Source organism: Pseudonocardia humida, from assembly GCF_023898865.1.
Lineage (GTDB): Bacteria > Actinomycetota > Actinomycetes > Mycobacteriales > Pseudonocardiaceae > Pseudonocardia > Pseudonocardia humida.
The window spans coordinates 1-17,211 of the sequence record NZ_JAGSOV010000091.1 but is presented as its reverse complement, the minus strand read 5'-3'; the positions used below and the strand labels follow the sequence as shown (position 1 = coordinate 17,211).

General features: G+C 74.6%; 12 protein-coding genes, 1 tRNA gene and 1 pseudogene. 8 read left to right on the top strand and 6 right to left on the bottom strand.

Features of this window, described 5'->3' with window-relative positions:
• Positions 1–846: 846 nt before the first annotated feature.
• Positions 847–1,611: an alpha/beta fold hydrolase gene (locus KDL28_RS37780; RefSeq protein ID WP_252446302.1), complete on the bottom strand. Its 765-nt coding sequence runs from the start codon at positions 1,609–1,611 to the stop codon at positions 847–849.
• A gap of 300 nt (positions 1,612–1,911) precedes the next feature.
• Here KDL28_RS37780 and KDL28_RS37775 point away from each other — a divergent pair, with 300 nt between their 5' ends.
• From KDL28_RS37775 to KDL28_RS40965, 5 genes and pseudogenes are all read left to right on the top strand, one after another.
• A complete protein-coding gene (locus KDL28_RS37775) occupies positions 1,912–4,227 on the top strand; it encodes a helicase domain-containing protein (RefSeq protein WP_252446301.1) in 2,316 nt (771 codons plus the stop codon).
• Between the two features lie 116 nt (positions 4,228–4,343).
• Positions 4,344–5,378: an alpha/beta fold hydrolase gene (locus tag KDL28_RS37770; protein WP_252446300.1), complete on the top strand. Its 1,035-nt coding sequence runs from the start codon at positions 4,344–4,346 to the stop codon at positions 5,376–5,378.
• 66 nt (positions 5,379–5,444) lie between these two features.
• On the top strand, positions 5,445–6,104 hold the full coding sequence (locus KDL28_RS37765; protein WP_252446299.1) for a class I SAM-dependent methyltransferase: 660 nt from the start codon (positions 5,445–5,447) through the stop codon (positions 6,102–6,104).
• A 54-nt stretch (positions 6,105–6,158) separates the two neighbouring features.
• Positions 6,159–6,938: a hypothetical protein gene (locus KDL28_RS37760; protein WP_252446298.1), complete on the top strand. Its 780-nt coding sequence runs from the start codon at positions 6,159–6,161 to the stop codon at positions 6,936–6,938.
• A 78-nt stretch (positions 6,939–7,016) separates the two neighbouring features.
• Positions 7,017–7,097 (top strand): annotated as a pseudogene (locus tag KDL28_RS40965) (hypothetical protein); the annotation flags it as partial.
• 100 nt (positions 7,098–7,197) lie between these two features.
• Here KDL28_RS40965 and KDL28_RS37755 read toward each other — a convergent pair.
• The 4 genes from KDL28_RS37755 to KDL28_RS37740 form a co-directional block, all read right to left on the bottom strand.
• A complete protein-coding gene (locus tag KDL28_RS37755) occupies positions 7,198–7,650 on the bottom strand; it encodes a hypothetical protein (protein ID WP_252446297.1) in 453 nt (150 codons plus the stop codon).
• A 185-nt stretch (positions 7,651–7,835) separates the two neighbouring features.
• Positions 7,836–7,909, bottom strand: a tRNA-Met gene (locus KDL28_RS37750).
• 218 nt (positions 7,910–8,127) lie between these two features.
• A complete protein-coding gene (locus KDL28_RS37745) occupies positions 8,128–11,088 on the bottom strand; it encodes a UPF0182 family protein (RefSeq protein WP_252446296.1) in 2,961 nt (986 codons plus the stop codon).
• 216 nt (positions 11,089–11,304) lie between these two features.
• Entirely contained in the window at positions 11,305–12,321 is a 1,017-nt protein-coding gene (locus tag KDL28_RS37740; protein ID WP_252446295.1) for a YlbL family protein, read from the bottom strand.
• A 109-nt stretch (positions 12,322–12,430) separates the two neighbouring features.
• On the opposite strand from KDL28_RS37740, the gene KDL28_RS37735 reads away from it, so the two are divergent.
• Positions 12,431–13,828, top strand: a complete 1,398-nt coding sequence (locus KDL28_RS37735) for a zinc-dependent metalloprotease (protein ID WP_252446294.1) — start codon at positions 12,431–12,433, stop codon at positions 13,826–13,828.
• 37 nt (positions 13,829–13,865) lie between these two features.
• Here KDL28_RS37735 and KDL28_RS37730 read toward each other — a convergent pair whose 3' ends face one another.
• Complete coding sequence (locus tag KDL28_RS37730; RefSeq protein WP_252446293.1) at positions 13,866–14,456, bottom strand: M48 family metallopeptidase; 591 nt, start codon at positions 14,454–14,456, stop codon at positions 13,866–13,868.
• 131 nt (positions 14,457–14,587) lie between these two features.
• Between KDL28_RS37730 and KDL28_RS37725 the strand changes: the two genes are divergently transcribed.
• Positions 14,588–15,655 carry a TOMM precursor leader peptide-binding protein gene (locus KDL28_RS37725; protein ID WP_252446292.1) on the top strand — a complete coding sequence of 356 codons (1,068 nt, stop codon included), beginning with the start codon at positions 14,588–14,590 and terminating at the stop codon, positions 15,653–15,655.
• A gap of 139 nt (positions 15,656–15,794) precedes the next feature.
• Positions 15,795–17,135 carry an ABC1 kinase family protein gene (locus KDL28_RS37720; protein ID WP_252446291.1) on the top strand — a complete coding sequence of 447 codons (1,341 nt, stop codon included), beginning with the start codon at positions 15,795–15,797 and terminating at the stop codon, positions 17,133–17,135.
• Positions 17,136–17,211 lie beyond the last annotated feature (76 nt).

The following is a 17,211-nucleotide window of genomic DNA, read 5'->3' as shown; positions in this document are numbered from 1 at the left end:
GTCCCCGGAGAAGTGCCCCCTGCCGTCGCGTCGGCACGCGCAGCGTGCATGGCCGGCACGGCCCCCGCCACACCGCGCCAACCCGACCCCGGTACCACGCTGGCGGGGGTCGGGACGGCCACGCCAACCTTCGTGGGACGACGCGACGGCAGGGGGCACTTCGACCCCCCTGCCCGAGCCGAGGCCCCCGCCGGAGGCGCACTTCCCCCTCCCGCCGATGAGCTCTTCTCCTGGAGCGGACGCGCGCGGACGCCCTCAGTAGGCAGGAACGTGGCCGGGCGGCGTGCCCAGCCTCGGGCGAGCGGGCTGATCGAGATCGGGGTGGAAGAGCGCCTCCGGCGGCGCCTCCGCGGCGGGCGACCTCGGATCGAGCAGGGGTCCGGCCCCTGCCGTCCCGTCGTCACGCCCAGCGAAGCACGTCCGCCGCGACCCCCGCACGGTTGGCATCCACGGGCGGCGATTGGCAGCGGGGGGTGCGGGGGCGCGGCGGCCGCGCTCTGCTGAGCGCGCCGACGTGACGGCAGAGGCCTCGGGAGGGGAGTGGCGCTGCGCGCCGCATCGCCTGCCTCGCCTCGCGGCGCTGCGCGCCGCATCGGCGGAGCGAGAGGGGCTTTCGCCCAACCAGGTTGGGCGAGAGCACTTTCGCCCAGCCAGGTGGGACGAGAGTGGCTTTCGTCCGGTCCGGTGGAACGAGAGCCACTCTCGTGGCGTCGGGGAGTACGAGCGGGACTCTCGTCCAACTCCGCGGGGTGTTGGTCGCCGGTGGGCACCGCGCACACCATGTGGTGTGCGCGCACAGCGTCCGACGTGTGCGTCGTGGCCTGTGGGTGTGCGTGGTCCGGGGGGTCAGTGATCCACTTGGCCCGCCTCGACGTCGGCCCAGAAGGCGCTGAGCACCTGGGCACCGCGGGCCGGGTCCTGGACCATCCACCAGTGCCCGAGGCCCTCCAGCACCTCCGTGCGGGCTCCGGCGCGCGCGGCGGAGCGGCGGCGCTGCTCGGCGGTGCCGACCATGTCGTCGTCGGTGGCCAGCAGGCACAGCCCGGGGCGGGCCGCGGCGGCCGGCAGGTCGCGCCCGAGCACGGCCAGCGCCGGTCGGGCCGCCGACCGGTACAGCGCGAGGATCGCCCGCCCCATGTCGGCGTCCTGGCCGGCCGCGAGCTGCTCGGCCACCGGCCGGGTGATCCCCCGCTCCACCAGCCGGTCCACACGGGGCTCGAGCGGGCCGCTGATCATCCGCTCGACCAGCTGCTCGCCCTCGCCCGGCCGCTGCCAGATCTGCGCGAGCGGGTGCCAGACGTAGTCCGGGTCGAACACGCCGATGATGTCGGTGGTCCAGCTGAGCAGCAGGTCGGGCCGGGCCGTGGCGAGGTTGACCACGTGGGCGCCGCCCCAGTCGTGGCCGACCAGGTGGACCGGCTCGCCGAGCGCCTCGACCTCCCCGACCAGCCAGTCGCGGTACTCGGTCACGGTGGCGCCGAAGCCGGCGGGCAGCGGCGCGCCGAAGCCGGGCGGCGACAGGCACACGGCGTCGTCGCGGCCGAGCTGGGCCAGCAGCGGGCCCCAGACCGCGGCGGTCTCCGGGTTCCCGTGCACGAACACTGCGGTCATGACCCCATCCTGGACCGCCCCTGCACCGGCGCCCAGGACCGACCGCCCACAGAACCGGACACCCGGCCGTGCTGACGATCCCGCGGCGGGCCGTGCTCGGCCCCGTACTGGGGCTCGGGGCGCCCGGGCCGCTCGACTGGATCCACGGCGAGCTCGCCCACGACCACGTCACGCTCATGGGCGCGACGACCTACCGGGTGGGCGACTTCCGCGTCGGCGGGAATGACGGCACCGGGCACGCGCAACGGATTCACTCGATACGAGTTAGCGCAGGAATGGGCGGAGGAGTTATTCTCATAGGTGCCATCAGAGAATGAATTCTTTTCTCCGCAACTCGACCATAGCACGGCCACGGCGGGGCCCGACAAGCCCCCCTTCGAGCGGGAACTGGAGGCCGAGACCCGGCGGATCCGGCGGCTGCACGCGCTGCTGGCCGCCGAGATCGAGGCCGCGACGGCGCGGGCGCAGGGCACGCTGGCCGCGCCGACCGGCGGGGAGCTCAGCGCCCGCTGGGAGCGCGACGTCTCGGTGCACCGCTGGTCGGAGCGGGCGGGCGCGCTGCGGGCGGCCCGTTCGGGGCTGTGCTTCGGCCGGCTCGACCGCACCGACGGGTCGACGAGCCACATCGGTCGCACCGGGCTCACCGACCCCGCGGACGGCGAGAGCGCGCTGATCGACTGGCGGGCGCCCGCCGCCCAGCCGTTCTACTGCGCGACGCTGGCCACGCCGCTCGGGGTGACCCGGCGGCGGCATTTCCAGCTCGCCGGGAGGGCACCCGAGGAACGGGTCGCCGATTTCCACGACGACGTGCTGGACCGCGACGCCCTCACCGAGGCCGATTCCGACACCGCGTCCGACCCGGCGCTGCTGGCCGCGTTGAGGGCCCCGCGCGGGTCGACGATGCGCGACATCGTGACCACGATCCAGGCCGAGCAGGACGCCATCATCCGGCTGCCGCTGCCCGGCGTCGTGGTGATCGAGGGCGGGCCGGGGACCGGGAAGACCGCGGTCGCGCTGCACCGCGTCGCCTACCTGCTCTACACCCACCGCGACCGGCTGGCCCGCAGCGGCGTCCTGGTCGTGGGCCCCAGCGCCGGGTTCATCTCCTACGTCGGGGGCGTGCTGCCCGCGCTGGGCGAGTCCGCGGTCGTGTTCACCACCCCCGGCCGGCTGGCGCACGGCGTCGTGGCGACCGCCGTCGACGAGGACGGGGTGGCCCGCACGAAGGGCGGCCTGGCGATGCTGGACGTGCTGCGCCGCGCCGTCGCCGAGCGGCAGGAGCTGCCCGGATCCCCGATCGCGATCCGGCTCGACGACGTCGCCGTCGAGGTCGACCGGGCGACGGCCGCGGAGGCCCGCAGCCGCGCCCGGGCCACCGGCCTGCCCCACAACGCGGCGCGGGCGGCCTTCCGCGACGCTCTCGGCAGCCTGCTCGTCCGGCAGGGCGTCGAACGGCTCGGCCAGGACCTGGAGGACCCGCCCGAGCTCGCCGACATCCTCCGCGAGCTCGGCGACCTCCCCGAGGTGGCACCGGCGAGCGCGGCGCAGGTGTCGGCGGAGCTGCGCCAGGAGCTGCGCGACGACCTGCGCTCGGACCTCGAGTTCCACGCGGCGGTCGAGCGGCTCTGGCCGGTGCTGACCCCCGAGCGGGTCCTGGCCGAGCTCTTCGCCTCGCCGCGGCGGCTGGCCGCGGCCGGCGACGGGGCCGATCTGTCCGCGCTGCACCGCGCCGAGGGCTCCCCCTGGACGGTGGCCGACGCGCCGCTGCTCGACGAGCTGGCCGAGCTGCTCGGTCCCCCGCCCGCCCCGCCCGCCGGGGACGAGCCCGACGGCGCCGGGCAACGGGCCTACGCCGCGGAGGTGCTGAGCATCCTGGAGGAGGCCGACCGCGACCTCGCCGGCGAGGACCCCGACGAGCTGCGCCCGACCGACTTCGTCACCGCCGACGTGCTCGCCGCCCGGCAGGTGCCCGAGCACCTGATGAGCGTGGCCGAGCGCGCGGCCGCCGACCGGGACTGGCGCTACGGGCACCTCGTCGTCGACGAGGCGCAGGAGCTCTCCGCCATGGACTGGCACGTCCTGCTGCGGCGCTGCCCCACCCGCTCGGTCACCGCGGTGGGCGACCTCGCGCAGCGCAGCGCCGCCGCGGGGGCGCGCACCTGGGCCGACGTCCTCGCCCCGCACCTCGGCGACCGGTGGACCCACCGGACGCTCACGGTGAACTACCGGACCCCGGCCGAGATCATGGCGCTGGCCGCCACCGTGCTGGCCGACTTCGCACCCGAGCGGCAGCCGCCCGAGTCGGTGCGGGCGACGGGCGAGGACCCCTGGCAGCGCACCGTGCCCGCGGTCGACCTCGACGCCGAGGTGCGGGAGGCGGTCGAGGCGGAGGCGGCGCGCCTGGGCCGCGGGACGCTGGCGGTGATCGCCGCCGACGTGCACGGCCTCACCGGCCTCCCGGCCCAGGTGCACACCCCGGTGTCGGCGAAGGGCCTGGAGTTCGACGCCGTCGTGATCGTCGACCCGGAGCGGATCCGCGCGCACAACCCCGCCGATCTCTACGTCTCGATCACCCGGGCCACCCGGCGGCTCGGGCTGCTGCACGTCGAGCGCTGAGGCGGCCCGGCAGGTGGTGGCGGCGGCTCCCCGCCGCCGCCACCTGCGCGCCAGGCGCACCCGGGTCTCCGACCGCGCTGGTCAGCGACGCTCGTCCGCGGACCGCGGCGGTCGGCGTGAGCGACAATCACCTCGTGCAGCAGCGGCTCGATCAGGTGGCGTTGGCCGACGGCACCACCGTGTCGTACGCCTCGGTCGGGGCGGGCCGGCCGCTGGTCTACGTGATGGGGTGGCTCACGCACCTCCGGCTGAGCTGGGAGCTCGCGGCCGAGCGGGCGCTCTACGAGGCGCTGGCGCAGGGCTGCCGGCTGGTGCGCTACGACCGCGCCGGGTGCGGGTTGTCGGCGGCGGTCGACCGCCCGGCGTCCCTGGCGTTCGAGCTGGAGCAGCTGGCCGCCGTCGCGGCGACGCTGGACGAGCCGTTCGACCTGATGGGCACCTCGATGGGGGCCCCGGTCGCCGTGGCGTGGGCCGCGGCCCACCCCGACACCGTGCGCCGCCTGGTGCTCTACGGCGGCTGGGCGCGCGGCGACGACCTGTCCCCGCCGGCCGTGCGGGAGCACGTCCTGGGGCTGGTCGAGTCGCACTGGGGGCTGGGTTCCGACGTGCTGACCGACATCTTCGCCCCCGACGCCGATCCCCCGACGCGCGCCGAGCTGGCGCGCTACCAGCGCGCGTGCTCGTCCGCGGCGACCGCCCGGGCGCTGCTCGCGCTGAGCTACGAGCTCGACGTCAGCGACCTCCTCGGCGCGGTCCGGGCCCCGACAGCGGTGGTGCACCGCGCGGGCGACCGCGCCGCACCCGTCGCGCAGGCCGAGGCCCTCGCCGCCGGCATCGACGGCGCCCAGCTGGTGGTCCTGCCCGGCCGGTCGCACATCCCGTACGCGGGCGACCGGGACGAGCTGGTGCGGGTGATCCGCCGGTTCCTCGGCCTGCCCGTCGCCCGCCGCCGCGCCGACGGGCTGACCGCTCGCCAGCGCGAGGTGGCGGACCTGGTGAGCCGGGGCTGCACGAACCGCGAGATCGCGGCGCGCCTGGGGATCGACGAGCGCTCGGCCGAAGGCCACGTGGAACGGATCCGCCTGCGCCTCGGGTTCCGCTCCCGCACCCAGATCGCCGCCTGGTACGGCGCCCGGCGCGACCTGCTCTGAGCGGCCGGTCGACAGTGGGGTATTTCCCCGCCTGACACGCTCGCGGGGTCGGCGCAGAGTGCCGGTATGACGACTCCAGCAGCGACTCCGGCGACCGGCTTCGAGGTGCACGGGGCGCGCGGACCCTTCAACGCCGCGTTCTTCGCCGTGATGGGCCCCTACATCGAGTGGAACCTGCGCCGGCGCAAGCGCCGCGTGTTCGCCGACCTGCCCGGCACGGTCGTCGAGCTCGGCTCCGGGGTGGGCGCCAACCTCCGCTACCTACCCCGCGGATCGACGCTCGTCGCGATCGAACCGAACACCCCCATGCACCCGCGGCTGCGGGCCGCCGCCGACCGCCACGGCGTGCACCTCGACCTCCGCGAGCACGTCGCCGAGCGCACCGACCTCCCTGACAGCAGCGTCGACTGCGTGATCTCCTCGCTCGTGCTCTGCACCGTGACCGACCCCGCCGAGGTCCTCGCCGAGGTCCGCCGCATCCTGCGCCCCGGCGGCACCTACCGCTTCGTCGAACACGTCGCCGCCCGCGCCGGCACCCCCACCCGCGCCCTCCAGCGGGCGCTACGCCGACCGTGGGCCTGGACGTTCGAGGGCTGCTCGTGCGAACGGGACCTGGCCGGTGCGCTGCGCGCGGCCGGGTTCGCGCGCCTCGACGTCGAGCCCTACCGGCTGCACACCCCGTTCATCCCCTTCAACACCCAGATCGCCGGCATCGCGCACGCCTGACGGCGGCGACAATGGTGTCGTCGAGGCGCGGGCGGGCGGGCGGGAGTGGTGCCGGTGGAGGAGCACGACAACCCGGGCGAGCTGGAGCGCCGCGCCGATGCCGGCGATCTGCACGCCGCGCGCCGGCTGGCCGACCTGCTGGCCGAGCGGGGCGACCTCGCCGCCTTGGAACGCCGCGCCGACGCCGCCACCGAGCGGCGCTACGCCAGGGACCGGCTGACCCGGCTGTTGCTCGAGCGCGGCGACGTGGTCGGGCTGACGCGCCGGGCCGACGCCAGCGACCGGATCGCTGCCGAGAGGCTGTCCTGGTTGCTGGCGGAGCGAGGAGACCTGGCCGAACTGGAGCGCCGCGCCGACGCGGGCGACGAGCAGGCCGCCTTCGGCCTGGCCCGGACGCTCGTCCAGCGGGGCGACCTGGGCGAGCTGCGACGCCGCGCCGACACCGGCGACCGGGAGGCCGCGGACCACCTGGCCCACGCGCTGGCCCGCCAGCTCGACCTGGCCGAGCTGAGGCGCCGCGCCGACACCGGCGATCCCCACGCCTCCCACGGCCTGGCGGTCGCGCTGCACCGGCGGGGCGACCGGGGCGAGCTGCAGCACCGCGCCGACTCCGGCGACGAGCACGCCGCGCAGGAGCTCGCCATGGTGCTGCGGGAGCGGGGAGACCTGGCCGAACTGGAACGCCGCGCCGGCGCCGGCGACGTCCACGCCGGCAAGGAACTCACGATGGCGCTCTACTACCGGAGCAACGAGACCGGTGACCGTAGCGCGCTGCAGCGCCGCGCCGACGCGGGCGACGAGCTCGCCGGGCGCCTGCTGGGGCCGCCGCGCTGAAGCTGCCCGGTTCTCCGGCAAGGCGCCGTGCCTGCGCTACCTCGCGCACGATCCGGCTGAACGACCGTCCGGCACAGCTACGCCACGGCCGCCCTGCGGGCTGGGGTGCCGGTCAAGGTCGTCAGCGAGCGGTTGGGGCACGCGTCGGTGTCGACGTAGCGCTCAATTGTCCGCGCGACCGCAGTGCCCATGTGGACCCACCGGGGCTGCCCGGCCAGCAGTCCGCGTGCGCACGGGAAGATCAATAAGTCACTCAACACTAGGCAAGCCCGCGCGCGTGGAGCATCCCTCGATAAACTTCATCGAAATCAATTTCGAGGCTTGGGTCCGCCGCGTGGATCTCGCCCAGCTCCCACATGCAGTCCTCGATGCTGGGATGAAGAGCGAGCCTCGCCAGCTCGCCATGCACGTAGTCGCTCACCGCGACATGGGAGACGGCTGCACGACGACAGAGCGTGCTCCAGACGTCAGCGGGCAGTCGGTACGCATCTGCCATCGCTTCTGCGTCTGAGTCGATCCTCGGCTGAGGGGGATGCACGTAGCTCTGCTCGACGAACTCCACGACCTGATCAATCGGATCTTCAGTCCTCGCCAAAGTGATCAGCTCATGGCGCACGTGCTCGGCCACCGTCGGTGCACCTGAACGACGGGCTCGCCGGTGCAGGAAGTCGGACGTCGCAGGCGGAAGATCCTCAACCAGGACAGAGACCATCCAACGAGTCTAGGGCGCCGCCATCGATCGACGACCGTAGCCACCTCACAGGGACCCTGCCAGAACGATCGTCTCTGGTGAGCGTGTGACCACGACCGTGACCATCGCAAGCAACAGGCCACCGGTCGAAAGCGCCGGACACGACGAAGGCCCCTGACCGTGCTGGTCAGGGGCCTTCGTCTTCGTAGCGGGGGTAGGATTCGAACCTACGACCTCTGGGTTATGAGCCCAGCGAGCTACCGAGCTGCTCCACCCCGCGCCGGGTGATTCGGTTGTGTCTCACCAGTTCTTGCCGTGTTGCTCTCTTGCTGTGTCTACGACAGTACACCTCCCCGAAACCCGCCGTGCAGGGGGGTCCCCCTTGCGGGGCGGCCCGGGGCGCCCGAGGCCCGGCGGGCCGCCCGCGGTCGGCCCGGGGGGGGGGGGCCCCCCTGGGGGGCCGCCCGGCCGTCCCCAGGACCGGGCGGCCCGCAAGCGTCAGCCTCCGGGGGTCGCCGGCGGGGTGGCGGGCGGCGGGGAGGCCGCGCCGCCCGCGGCCGCCTGCGCCGACTGGTACTGCGCCACCGCGGCGTCCAGCGCGGCCAGGGCCGAGCCCTGGCGGGCGAAGTCGCCCGCCTGCTGGGCCGACTTCAGCTCGGTGATCGCGGTCTGGATCGCCGTGGCGGCCGCCGCCAGGTCCGGTGTGGACGGCGTGGTCGCCGGTGGGGTGCCGCTCGGCGGGGCCGTCGGCGTACCGGCGCTCGGTGCGGACGGTGTGTTCGCCCCGGCGCCCGGGCCGAACACCTCGTCGAGCGCGTCGGCCAGGTTGGCGTCGTAGCCGACCCGGTCGTTGTAGCTGACCAGCACCCGGGCCAGCTGCGGGTAGCTGGATTCCTGGTTGGCGCGCTCGATGTAGACCGGTTCGACGTAGAGCAGGCCGCCGGCCACCGGGAGGGTGAGCAGGTTGCCGTACTCGATCGTCGTCTGGTTCCGCTGCAGGATGTTCAGCTGCTCGGACACCTCCGGGGCACCGAGGAACCTCGTCTGCACCTGCTGTGGACCGAACGTCGTCGTGTCCGCGGGCAGTTGCAGCACGGTCATCTCGCCGTAGGTCTCCGGATCGGAGCTGACCGACATGTACGCCGACAGGAACTGCCGCTGCTGGAACACCAGCGCGCTGGTCAGCTGGAACGACGCCTCGTTCTGCCCCTCCTCGCCGGGGCGGCCCGCCACGATGTAGTACGGCGGCTGGGCGTCACCCGTGCCGCTGGTGTTGGGCGCCTGCACCGTCGGGTCGGACGGCACGTCCCAGAAGGACACGCCGCCGTAGAACTCGCTCGGGTTGTCGACGTGGTACTTGGTGAGCAGCTGGCGCTGGACCTTGAACAGGTCCTCCGGGTAGCGCAGGTGCGAGCGCAGGCTCTCGCTGATCTCCGAGGCCGGCCGCACCGTGTCCGGGAAGGCCTTCATCCAGGTCCGCAGCACCGGGTCGGCCTCGTCGAACGCGTACAGCCGGACCGTGCCGTCGTAGGCGTCGACGGTGGCCTTCACCGAGTTGCGCACGTAGCTGACGTCCTTGTTGGCGTCGAGCTGGTTCTGGCCGAGGGTGTCGGCGGTGGCCTCGCCCAGGGAGATCTTCTGGCTGTACGGGTAGTTCTCCAGCGTGGTGTAGCCGTCGACGATCCAGGTGATCCGGCCGTCCACGACCGCCGGGTACGGGTCGGCGTCGGCGGTGAGCCACGGCGCGACGTTCTTGACCCGCTCCTCCGGGTCGCGCACGTACATGATCTTCGAGTTCTCGTTGATCGAGCCGTTGAACAGGATGTTGCGCTCGCCGTAGAGCAGGGCGAAGACCATCCGGTTGAAGACGTTGCCGATCGGCACGCCGCCCTGGCCGTTGTACGTGGAGCGCTCGGTGTCGGAGTCGTACTCGAGGGGCGGTGTGCCGTCCTCGGCCGCGCCGACGATCGAGTAGTCCTGGATGAGCTCGCCGTAGTAGACGCGCGGCTCGGTCATCCGCAGCGCTTCGGGGATGTTCGGCGAGTCGTAGTTGGTGAGGTCGACGCTGGTGAAGTTGGGCAGGCCGCCCTGGCCGCCACCGTCCTCCAGTTCGGCGTTCACCTGGTTGGCCGGGGCGACGACGAGGCCGTTGCCGTGGGTGTAGACCAGGTGCTTGTTGATCCAGTCGGTCTGGTTGCCGGCCAGGCCGCGGGTGTCGAGCTCGCGCAGCGCGACGACGTAGTCCTGCAGGTTGCCGTCGACGGTGTAGCGGTCGATGTCGAGGTTCGACGGGAAGCCGTAGAACGTCCGGCGCTGCTGCAGCTGGGTGAACGTCTGGGAGATCTTGGACGGGTCCAGGAGCCGGATGTTGGACACGGTGGCCTCGTCCTGGCGGACCTGCGCGGCGTCGACCTCGGAGGTGCCGCTGTAGGGGATCTCCTTGACCTCGTCGATGCCGAAGGCCTCCCGGGTGGCGGCGATGTTGCGCTCGATCGGCACGGCCTCGCGCTCGTTGGCGTTCGGCGCCACGACGAACTGCTGCAGCACCTGCGGCCACGCCGCGCCGACCAGCACGCTGGACAGCACCAGCAGCACCGTGGCGATGGCCGGCAGCTGCAGGTTGCGCCGGAACACCGCGGCGAAGAAGGCCGCCGCGCAGATGATCGAGATGAACAGCATGATCAGCTTGGCCGGCATCACCGCATTGAGGTCGGTGTAGGTGGCGCCGGTGAAGATCGGCGCGGCCCGGTCGCTGAACAGCAGCTCGTACCGGTCGAGGTAGTAGGCGACGGCCTTGAGCAGCACGAACACCCCGGCCAGGATGGCCAGCTGCGCGCGGGCCGCCGCCGAGACCTGCCCGGCGCGGCCGGTGAGCCGGATGCCGCCGAAGATGTACTGCGCGACCAGCGCGACCACGAAGCTCACCGCGACGCCGACGAACAGCCAGTCGAGCACGTAGCGGTAGAACGGCAGCTGGAAGGCGTAGAACCCGATGTCGATGCCGAACTCGGGGTCGCTGACCCCGAACGGCGTCGAGTTCAGGAACATCTGGACGGTCTCCCAGTTGCCCTGGGCCGCGACGCCCGCGATGACGCCGACCAGCACCGGGATGCCGATGCCGAACAGCCGCAGCCGCTGGATGATCACGGTGCGGTAGCGGGCGACCGGGTCCTCCGGGCCGGAGACCGGCACGAACACCGGGCGCGTCCGGTAGGCGATGGCCAGCGAGAGCGCCACCAACCCGCCGATCAGCAGCCCGCCGATCAGGAACAGCACGATGTGGGTGAACAGGACCGTCGTGAAGACGTCGCGGAAGCCGACCTCGCCGAACCACAGCCAGTCGACGTAGAAGCTGATGAGGCGGGAGCCGCCGAGCAGCAGCAGCACCAGGATCCCCGCCACGATGAGCAGGATCCGGGTACGGCGGGTCAGCGTGGGGGCTCCCACCGGGGGCCGCATGGCCACAGGGCACGCTCCTGGGGATTCGGGTCTCGGGCGCCGGGCGGCCGTCCGGCCGACGCGGCGGCGAACGTCCCGATCGCCCCTGGCAGCCGGCCCGACAGCACGCCCTGCTCACCCAACTCTACGGATGACGTGTGGAGTTCCCGTGGGGGCCCCGAATGTCCGGATCGGCGCAGTCCGCGCCGGTCGGCGGCGTGGTGCGCTCGCGCCGGCTCAGCAGGAGGCGATCGGCTGGTCCGCCCGCACCGCGTCCAGGGCGGCGATGGCGTCGGTGAGCGTCGCGACCCTGGCCAGGCGCAGGCCCGACGGCGCCGTCGACGCGGCCTCGGCGCAGTTGTCCGCGGGCACCAGGAACAGCTCCGCGCCCGCCTCGGCCGCCGCGACCATCTTGAACGGGATGCCGCCGATGGGGCCGACCTGCCCGTCCTGGGTGATGGTGCCGGTGCCGGCGACGAACCGGCCGCCGGTGATCTCGCCCGGGGTGAGCTTGTCCACCACGGCCAGCGCGAACATCAGGCCGGCCGACGGCCCGCCGACGTCGCCGAGGCTGATCGTGATGTCACCCTCCTGCGGCTCGATGCCCGGCCGCACGCCGAGCAGGCCCTGCGGGCGGTCCGGGCTCGCCCCGAGCACGACCTCGGCGCTGCCCTCCTGCCCCGCCCGCCGGTAGGTCACCGCCACCGACTGCCCGGGCACGGTGTCCAGGAGCGCCTCGGCCACCGCGACCGGCGAGTCGACCGCGCGTCCGGCCACCGACACCAGCTCGTCGCCCACCTGCAGGGACGGCCCGGCGGGCGAGTTCGGCGTCAGCTCGCCGACCACGACCCGGGTGGGCACGCTCAGCTGGGACAGCGCGGCGACCTCGGCGTTGGCCTCCGAGGCGGCGAACTGGGCGGAGTTGTCCTCCTGGACCTGGGCGTCGGACTTCTCCGGCGGGTAGATGGTGGTGCGCGGCACGACCTGGCGGTACCCCGAGGCCCACGCGCCGAGCGCGCCGAACATCGTCAGCTGGTCGGAGACGGCGATCGTGGTCATGTTGAGGTGACCCGACGTCGGGTAGGTCGACAGGCCGTCGACCTGGATCACCGGCACGTCGTCGATCGCGTCGAGCGTGTTGTAGGTCGGGCCGGGGCCGAGCGCGACCAGGGGGACGGGCAGGGTGCCGCCCAGCACGCCGAGCACCACCGCGAGCAGCCCGGCAGCGGCGATGTTCCACGTGCTGCGGTTCACGGCGGCGAGCCTATGACCACGGTGGGTGGGCCCGGCGTGCGGTCGGCCGCGGGACGTCCGCACGCCGAGGGCGAACGCGGAGCGCGCGGCACCCGCGTACCGTGAACCCATGGGCGACAACCCGTTCGGCTTCGGACCCGCCGACCGCGACAAGGACCGCGACCGCGACGACGACCGCAAGGGCCCGGCCGACGGTCCGCAGGACCCGTTCGGCCTCGGCAACCTGCCGGGCATGCCCCCCGGCGGGATCCCCGGCATGCCGGGCATGCCCGGCGGCCCGGGCGGGTTCGACGTCAGCCAGCTCGGCCAGATGCTCACCCAGCTCGGCCAGATGCTCAGCCAGGCGCAGAGCTCCGGCGACGGCGGTCCGGTCAACTACGACCTCGCCGCCCAGCTGGCCCGCCAGCGCCTCGCGGCCACCACCTCCTCGCTCACCGGCGCCCAGCGGGCCGCGGTGAGCGACGCGGTCAAGCTCGCCGAGCTGTGGCTCGACCCGGTCACCGACTTCCCCGCCGGGGCCACCGAGACCAAGGCCTGGTCGGCCACCGAGTGGGTCACCGCGAGCATGCCCACCTGGAAGCGGCTGTGCGACCCGGTCGCCCGGCGCATGTCCGGCGCCTGGGTGGAGGCCATGCCCGAGGAGGTGCGCAGCGCCGCCGGCCCGATGCTGGCCATGCTGGGCCAGATGGGCGGGCTCGCCTTCGGCAGCCAGCTCGGCAACGGCCTGGCCCAGCTCGGCGCCGAGGTGCTCGCCTCGACCGAGATCGGCATCCCGCTCGGCCCGGACCGGGTCGCGGCGCTGCTCCCGGAGAACATCGAGAAGTTCACCAAGGACCTCGACCGCCCCGCCAGCGAGGTCATGATCTTCCTGGCCGCCCGCGAGGCCGCCCACCACCGGCTGTTCGCGCACGTCCCGTGGCTCACCGAGCGCCTGCTGGGCGCGGTCGAGGCCTACGCGCACGGCATCCAGATCGACACCTCGCGCATCGAGGAGCTCACCCGCGGCATCGACCCGGCCAACCCCGCCGCCATCGAGGAGGCCATGCAGTCCGGCCTGTTCGAGCCGCAGACCACCCCGGAGCAGCAGGCCGCGCTGGCCCGGCTGGAGACCCTGCTCGCGCTGATCGAGGGCTGGGTCGACGCGGTCGTCGCCGACGCGGTCGGCGAGCGGCTGCCCGGCGCGGGCGCACTGCGCGAGACGCTGCGCCGCCGCCGCGCCTCCGGCGGACCGGCCGAGCAGACCTTCGCCACCGTGGTCGGGCTGGAACTGCGCCCGCGCCGGCTGCGGGCCGCGTCGGAGCTGTGGCGGCTGCTCGGCGAGCAGCGCGGCACCGCCGGCCGCGACGCGCTCTGGGCGCACCCCGACCTCGTCCCCACGGCCGACGACCTCGACGACCCGGCCGCGTTCGTGGCCCGCAAGGAGATCGGCGACCCGATGGCCGAGCTGGAGAAGCTGGCCGGGCAGGAGGCCCCGGAGGACCCCGAGGACCCGCGGCCCAAGGGCTGACGGGCGCTGACGGCCGCGGACGGAGCCCGCCGCCAGGTCAGGCCGGCTCGGCGGCGGCCTCCTCCGGGTCGTCGTCGAGGGCGGGGGGCTCCTCGGAGTCGACGCCCGACAGGCCCAGCCCGGCCGCCGCGGACAGGCCCTCGAGGTAGCCGATCGCGCGCTCGGCGCGCGGGTAGCGGTGCACCCACGCCCAGAACTGCTCGTCGTGGCCGGCTTCGAGCAGGTGGGTCAGCTCGTGCACGAGCACGTAGTCGACCACCCAGCCGGGCACGTCGCGCAGGCGCTCGCTGATCCGGATCGTGCCGTCGACCGGCGTGCAGGACGCCCACCGGGTGCGCATCGGCGGCACCCAGCGCACGGTGGTCGGCACCGCGCGGCCCTCCAGGTAGCGCCGCGACAGCTCGACGCTGCGCCGCTTCAGCGCGTCGTCGCCCTTGCGCCCCGGCGAGCGGCGGCGGGCCTCGCTGCGTTCCAGCCTGCGCACCATCTCGTCGACCCAGCGGCGTTCCTCCGAGTCGCTCATCCACCCCGGGATGAAGACGATCACGGTGTCGCCCTCGCGCCGGGCGCTGACCATCCGTCGTCGACGATCGCTGCGCCGGACCTCGACGACCGCAGGGTGCGCCATTCCCCCAGACTAATGGTGCCGGGGCGCCCCCGCGGCCGTCGCGGAGCGCGGAGCCGCGGTTGTCCACAGCTCCGGCACGCCTGTGGACAACCGGATGCGCCGGGCCGCCCGCCGGGCGCACCATCGTCGCCATGACCGACACCGCGACCCTGCCGCCCGCCGACGCCCCAGCCGGTCCCGTCCCGTCCGCCCTGCCCGCCGTGCTGGGCCTGGAACCGCACCGGCGGGTGTTCCGCACCGGTCCCGGGGAGCGCTTCGTCGGCCTCGACCCGGGCACCGCGGTGGTCGTCGGCAGCCTGCCCGACGGTCTCGCCGCCCTGGTGGACGACCTCGCCACCCCCACCGCGCGCGACGAGCTGGTCGAGCGGGCCGTGGCCCGCGGAGCCCGCCGGGCCGACGCGCTCGACCTGCTGTCCCGGCTGCACAGGGCCGGAGTCGTCGTCGACGCGTCGGCGCTGCGCCGCGCCGACGAGCACCGCCGCCGGGCGGCCGTCCTCGTCGAGGGGGCGGGCCCGCTGGCCGTGGGGGTGGCGCTGGGGCTGGCGGCGGCCGGGGTGGGCACGGTGCACCTGCGCACGGCCGGCACCGTCACGGCTGCCGACCTGCGCACGGGCCTGATCGAGGCCGACCGCGGGCGGCCGCGGGCGCAGGCGCTGGCCGCGGCGGTGGCCGCCGTCGCGCCCCGCGCGGTCAGCGGCCCCGCCCCGGCGCGGTTCTCCCCCGACCTCGTCCTGCTGACCGACGCGCTCGTCCCCGAGCCGGTGCGGGTGGGCAAGCTGCACGCGGCCGGGCGGGCGCACCTGGCGGTCCGCCTGCGCGACGGCACCGGCGTCGTCGGCCCGCTCGTGCTGCCCGGGCGCACGGCCTGCCTGCGCTGCCTCGAGCTGCACCGGCGCGCCCGCGACCGGGCGTGGCCCGCCGTCGCCGCCCAGCTGGTGGGCAAGCCCGGCACGGCCGACCCGGCCTGCGCGGTCGCCACCGCCGCGCTGGCCACCGCGCAGGCGCTGGTCGCCCTGGACGGCGCGGCCGGGGGCGGGCTCACCCCGCCCACCCTCGACGCCACGCTGGAGCTGGAGCCCTCCGCGGGCGCGCTGCGCAGGCGGGCGTGGCCGCCGCATCCCGACTGCGGCTGCGGGGCCGCCGGGCGCCGGGCCGCGGCGGTCCCGGGTCCCGCGCCGGGTCCCGCAGCCCCGCCGTGACCGTTCGCCGAACGGCGCCGTGTGACGGGCCACCACCAGATGACATGCGCGCACCCGTCGCATGGGGGGACAATCATGGTGACCACGACTCGCCGGGCGACCGTCCGGCTGCCCGTGGGATCGCACGCGAGGAGCCGCCTTGACCGACATCCCCCGCCGCACCGCGGCCCGCACGGCCAAGCTCGCCAGCCTCCCGCTCGGGATGGCCGGGCGGGCCGCGGCCGGCTGGGGGCGGCGGCTGGCCGGCGGCGACGGCGAGCAGATCTCGGCCCAGATGATGGCCCGCAGCGCCGAGCAGCTGTTCGCGGTGCTCGGCGAGCTCAAGGGCGGGGCCATGAAGTTCGGCCAGGCGCTGAGCGTGTTCGAGGCGGCCATCCCCGACGAGTACGCGGCCCCGTTCCGCGAGTCGCTGGTCAAGCTGCAGACGGCCGCGCCCCCGATGCCCACCGCCGAGGTGCACCGGATGCTGGCCGAGCAGTTCGGGCGCGGCTGGCGGGAGCGCTTCGCCGCGTTCGACGAGACACCCGCCGCCGCGGCGAGCATCGGCCAGGTGCACCGCGCCGTCTGGCACGACGGCCGGGACGTGGCGGTCAAGGTGCAGTACCCGGGCGCCGAGGAGGCCCTGCGCTCCGACCTGCGCCAACTCTCCCGGATGACCCGGCTCATGCAGCCGCTGGCCCCGGGCCTGGAGCTCAAGCCGCTGGTCGCCGAGCTGCGCGACCGCATGGAGGAGGAGCTCGACTACCGCGACGAGGCCGCCAGCCAGCGGGTCTTCGCCGAGGCCTTCGACGGCGACGACCGCGTCAAGGTGCCCCGGGTGGTCGCATCGGCGCCCCGGGCGATGATCAGCGAGTGGGTCAGCGGCCGGAAGCTGTCCGACGTGATCCGCTCGGGCACCCGGCCCGAGCGCGACGCCGCCGCGGTCCTGCTGGCCGAGTTCCTGTACTCCAGCCCGGCCCGGGTCGGGCTGCTGCACGCCGACCCGCACCCGGGCAACTTCCAGATCATGGACGACGGCCGGCTGCTGGTGCTCGACTACGGCGCGGTCGCCCGCCTGCCCGACGGGCTGCCCCGGCCGCTGTCGATGATGGTGCGGCTGGCCCTGGAGGACCGTCCGGCCGACCTGCTCGCGCTGCTGCGCCGGGAGAACTTCGTGCGGCCCGGTTCGGAGGTCGGGGCCGCGGAGGTGATGGCGTTCCTGGCGCCGTTCACCGAGCCGCTGCGCACCGAGATGTTCCGGTTCGACCGGGCCTGGCTGCAGGGGCAGGCCGAGCGGCTCGGCGACCTGCGCAGCCCGCACTTCCGCACCAGCCGCGAGCTCAACCTGCCCGCGCAGCACCTGCTGATCCACCGGGTGACGATGGGCACGCTCGGGGTGCTCTGCCAGCTCGACGCCGACGTTCCGGTGCGCGGCATCGTCCAGCGCTGGCAGCCGTGGATCTTCGGCGACGAGGAGGAGCGGGCCGGGCGGCGCGGATGAGCGCCACCGGTCCGGACGGGGGGGGGGGGCCCGCCCCCGCGGGCGGCGGGGGCCGGCGGCCCCGGGGGCGGCGGGC

Coding starts and splice junctions, on each gene's coding strand:
- KDL28_RS37780 (WP_252446302.1), bottom strand. CDS start 1,611: ATGACCGCAGTGTTCGTGCACGGGAACCCGGAGACCGCCGCGGTCTGG.
- KDL28_RS37765 (WP_252446299.1), top strand. CDS start 5,445: ATGACGACTCCAGCAGCGACTCCGGCGACCGGCTTCGAGGTGCACGGG.
- KDL28_RS37755 (WP_252446297.1), bottom strand. CDS start 7,650: ATGGTCTCTGTCCTGGTTGAGGATCTTCCGCCTGCGACGTCCGACTTC.
- KDL28_RS37745 (WP_252446296.1), bottom strand. CDS start 11,088: ATGCGGCCCCCGGTGGGAGCCCCCACGCTGACCCGCCGTACCCGGATC.
- KDL28_RS37735 (WP_252446294.1), top strand. CDS start 12,431: ATGGGCGACAACCCGTTCGGCTTCGGACCCGCCGACCGCGACAAGGAC.
- KDL28_RS37730 (WP_252446293.1), bottom strand. CDS start 14,456: ATGGCGCACCCTGCGGTCGTCGAGGTCCGGCGCAGCGATCGTCGACGA.
- KDL28_RS37725 (WP_252446292.1), top strand. CDS start 14,588: ATGACCGACACCGCGACCCTGCCGCCCGCCGACGCCCCAGCCGGTCCC.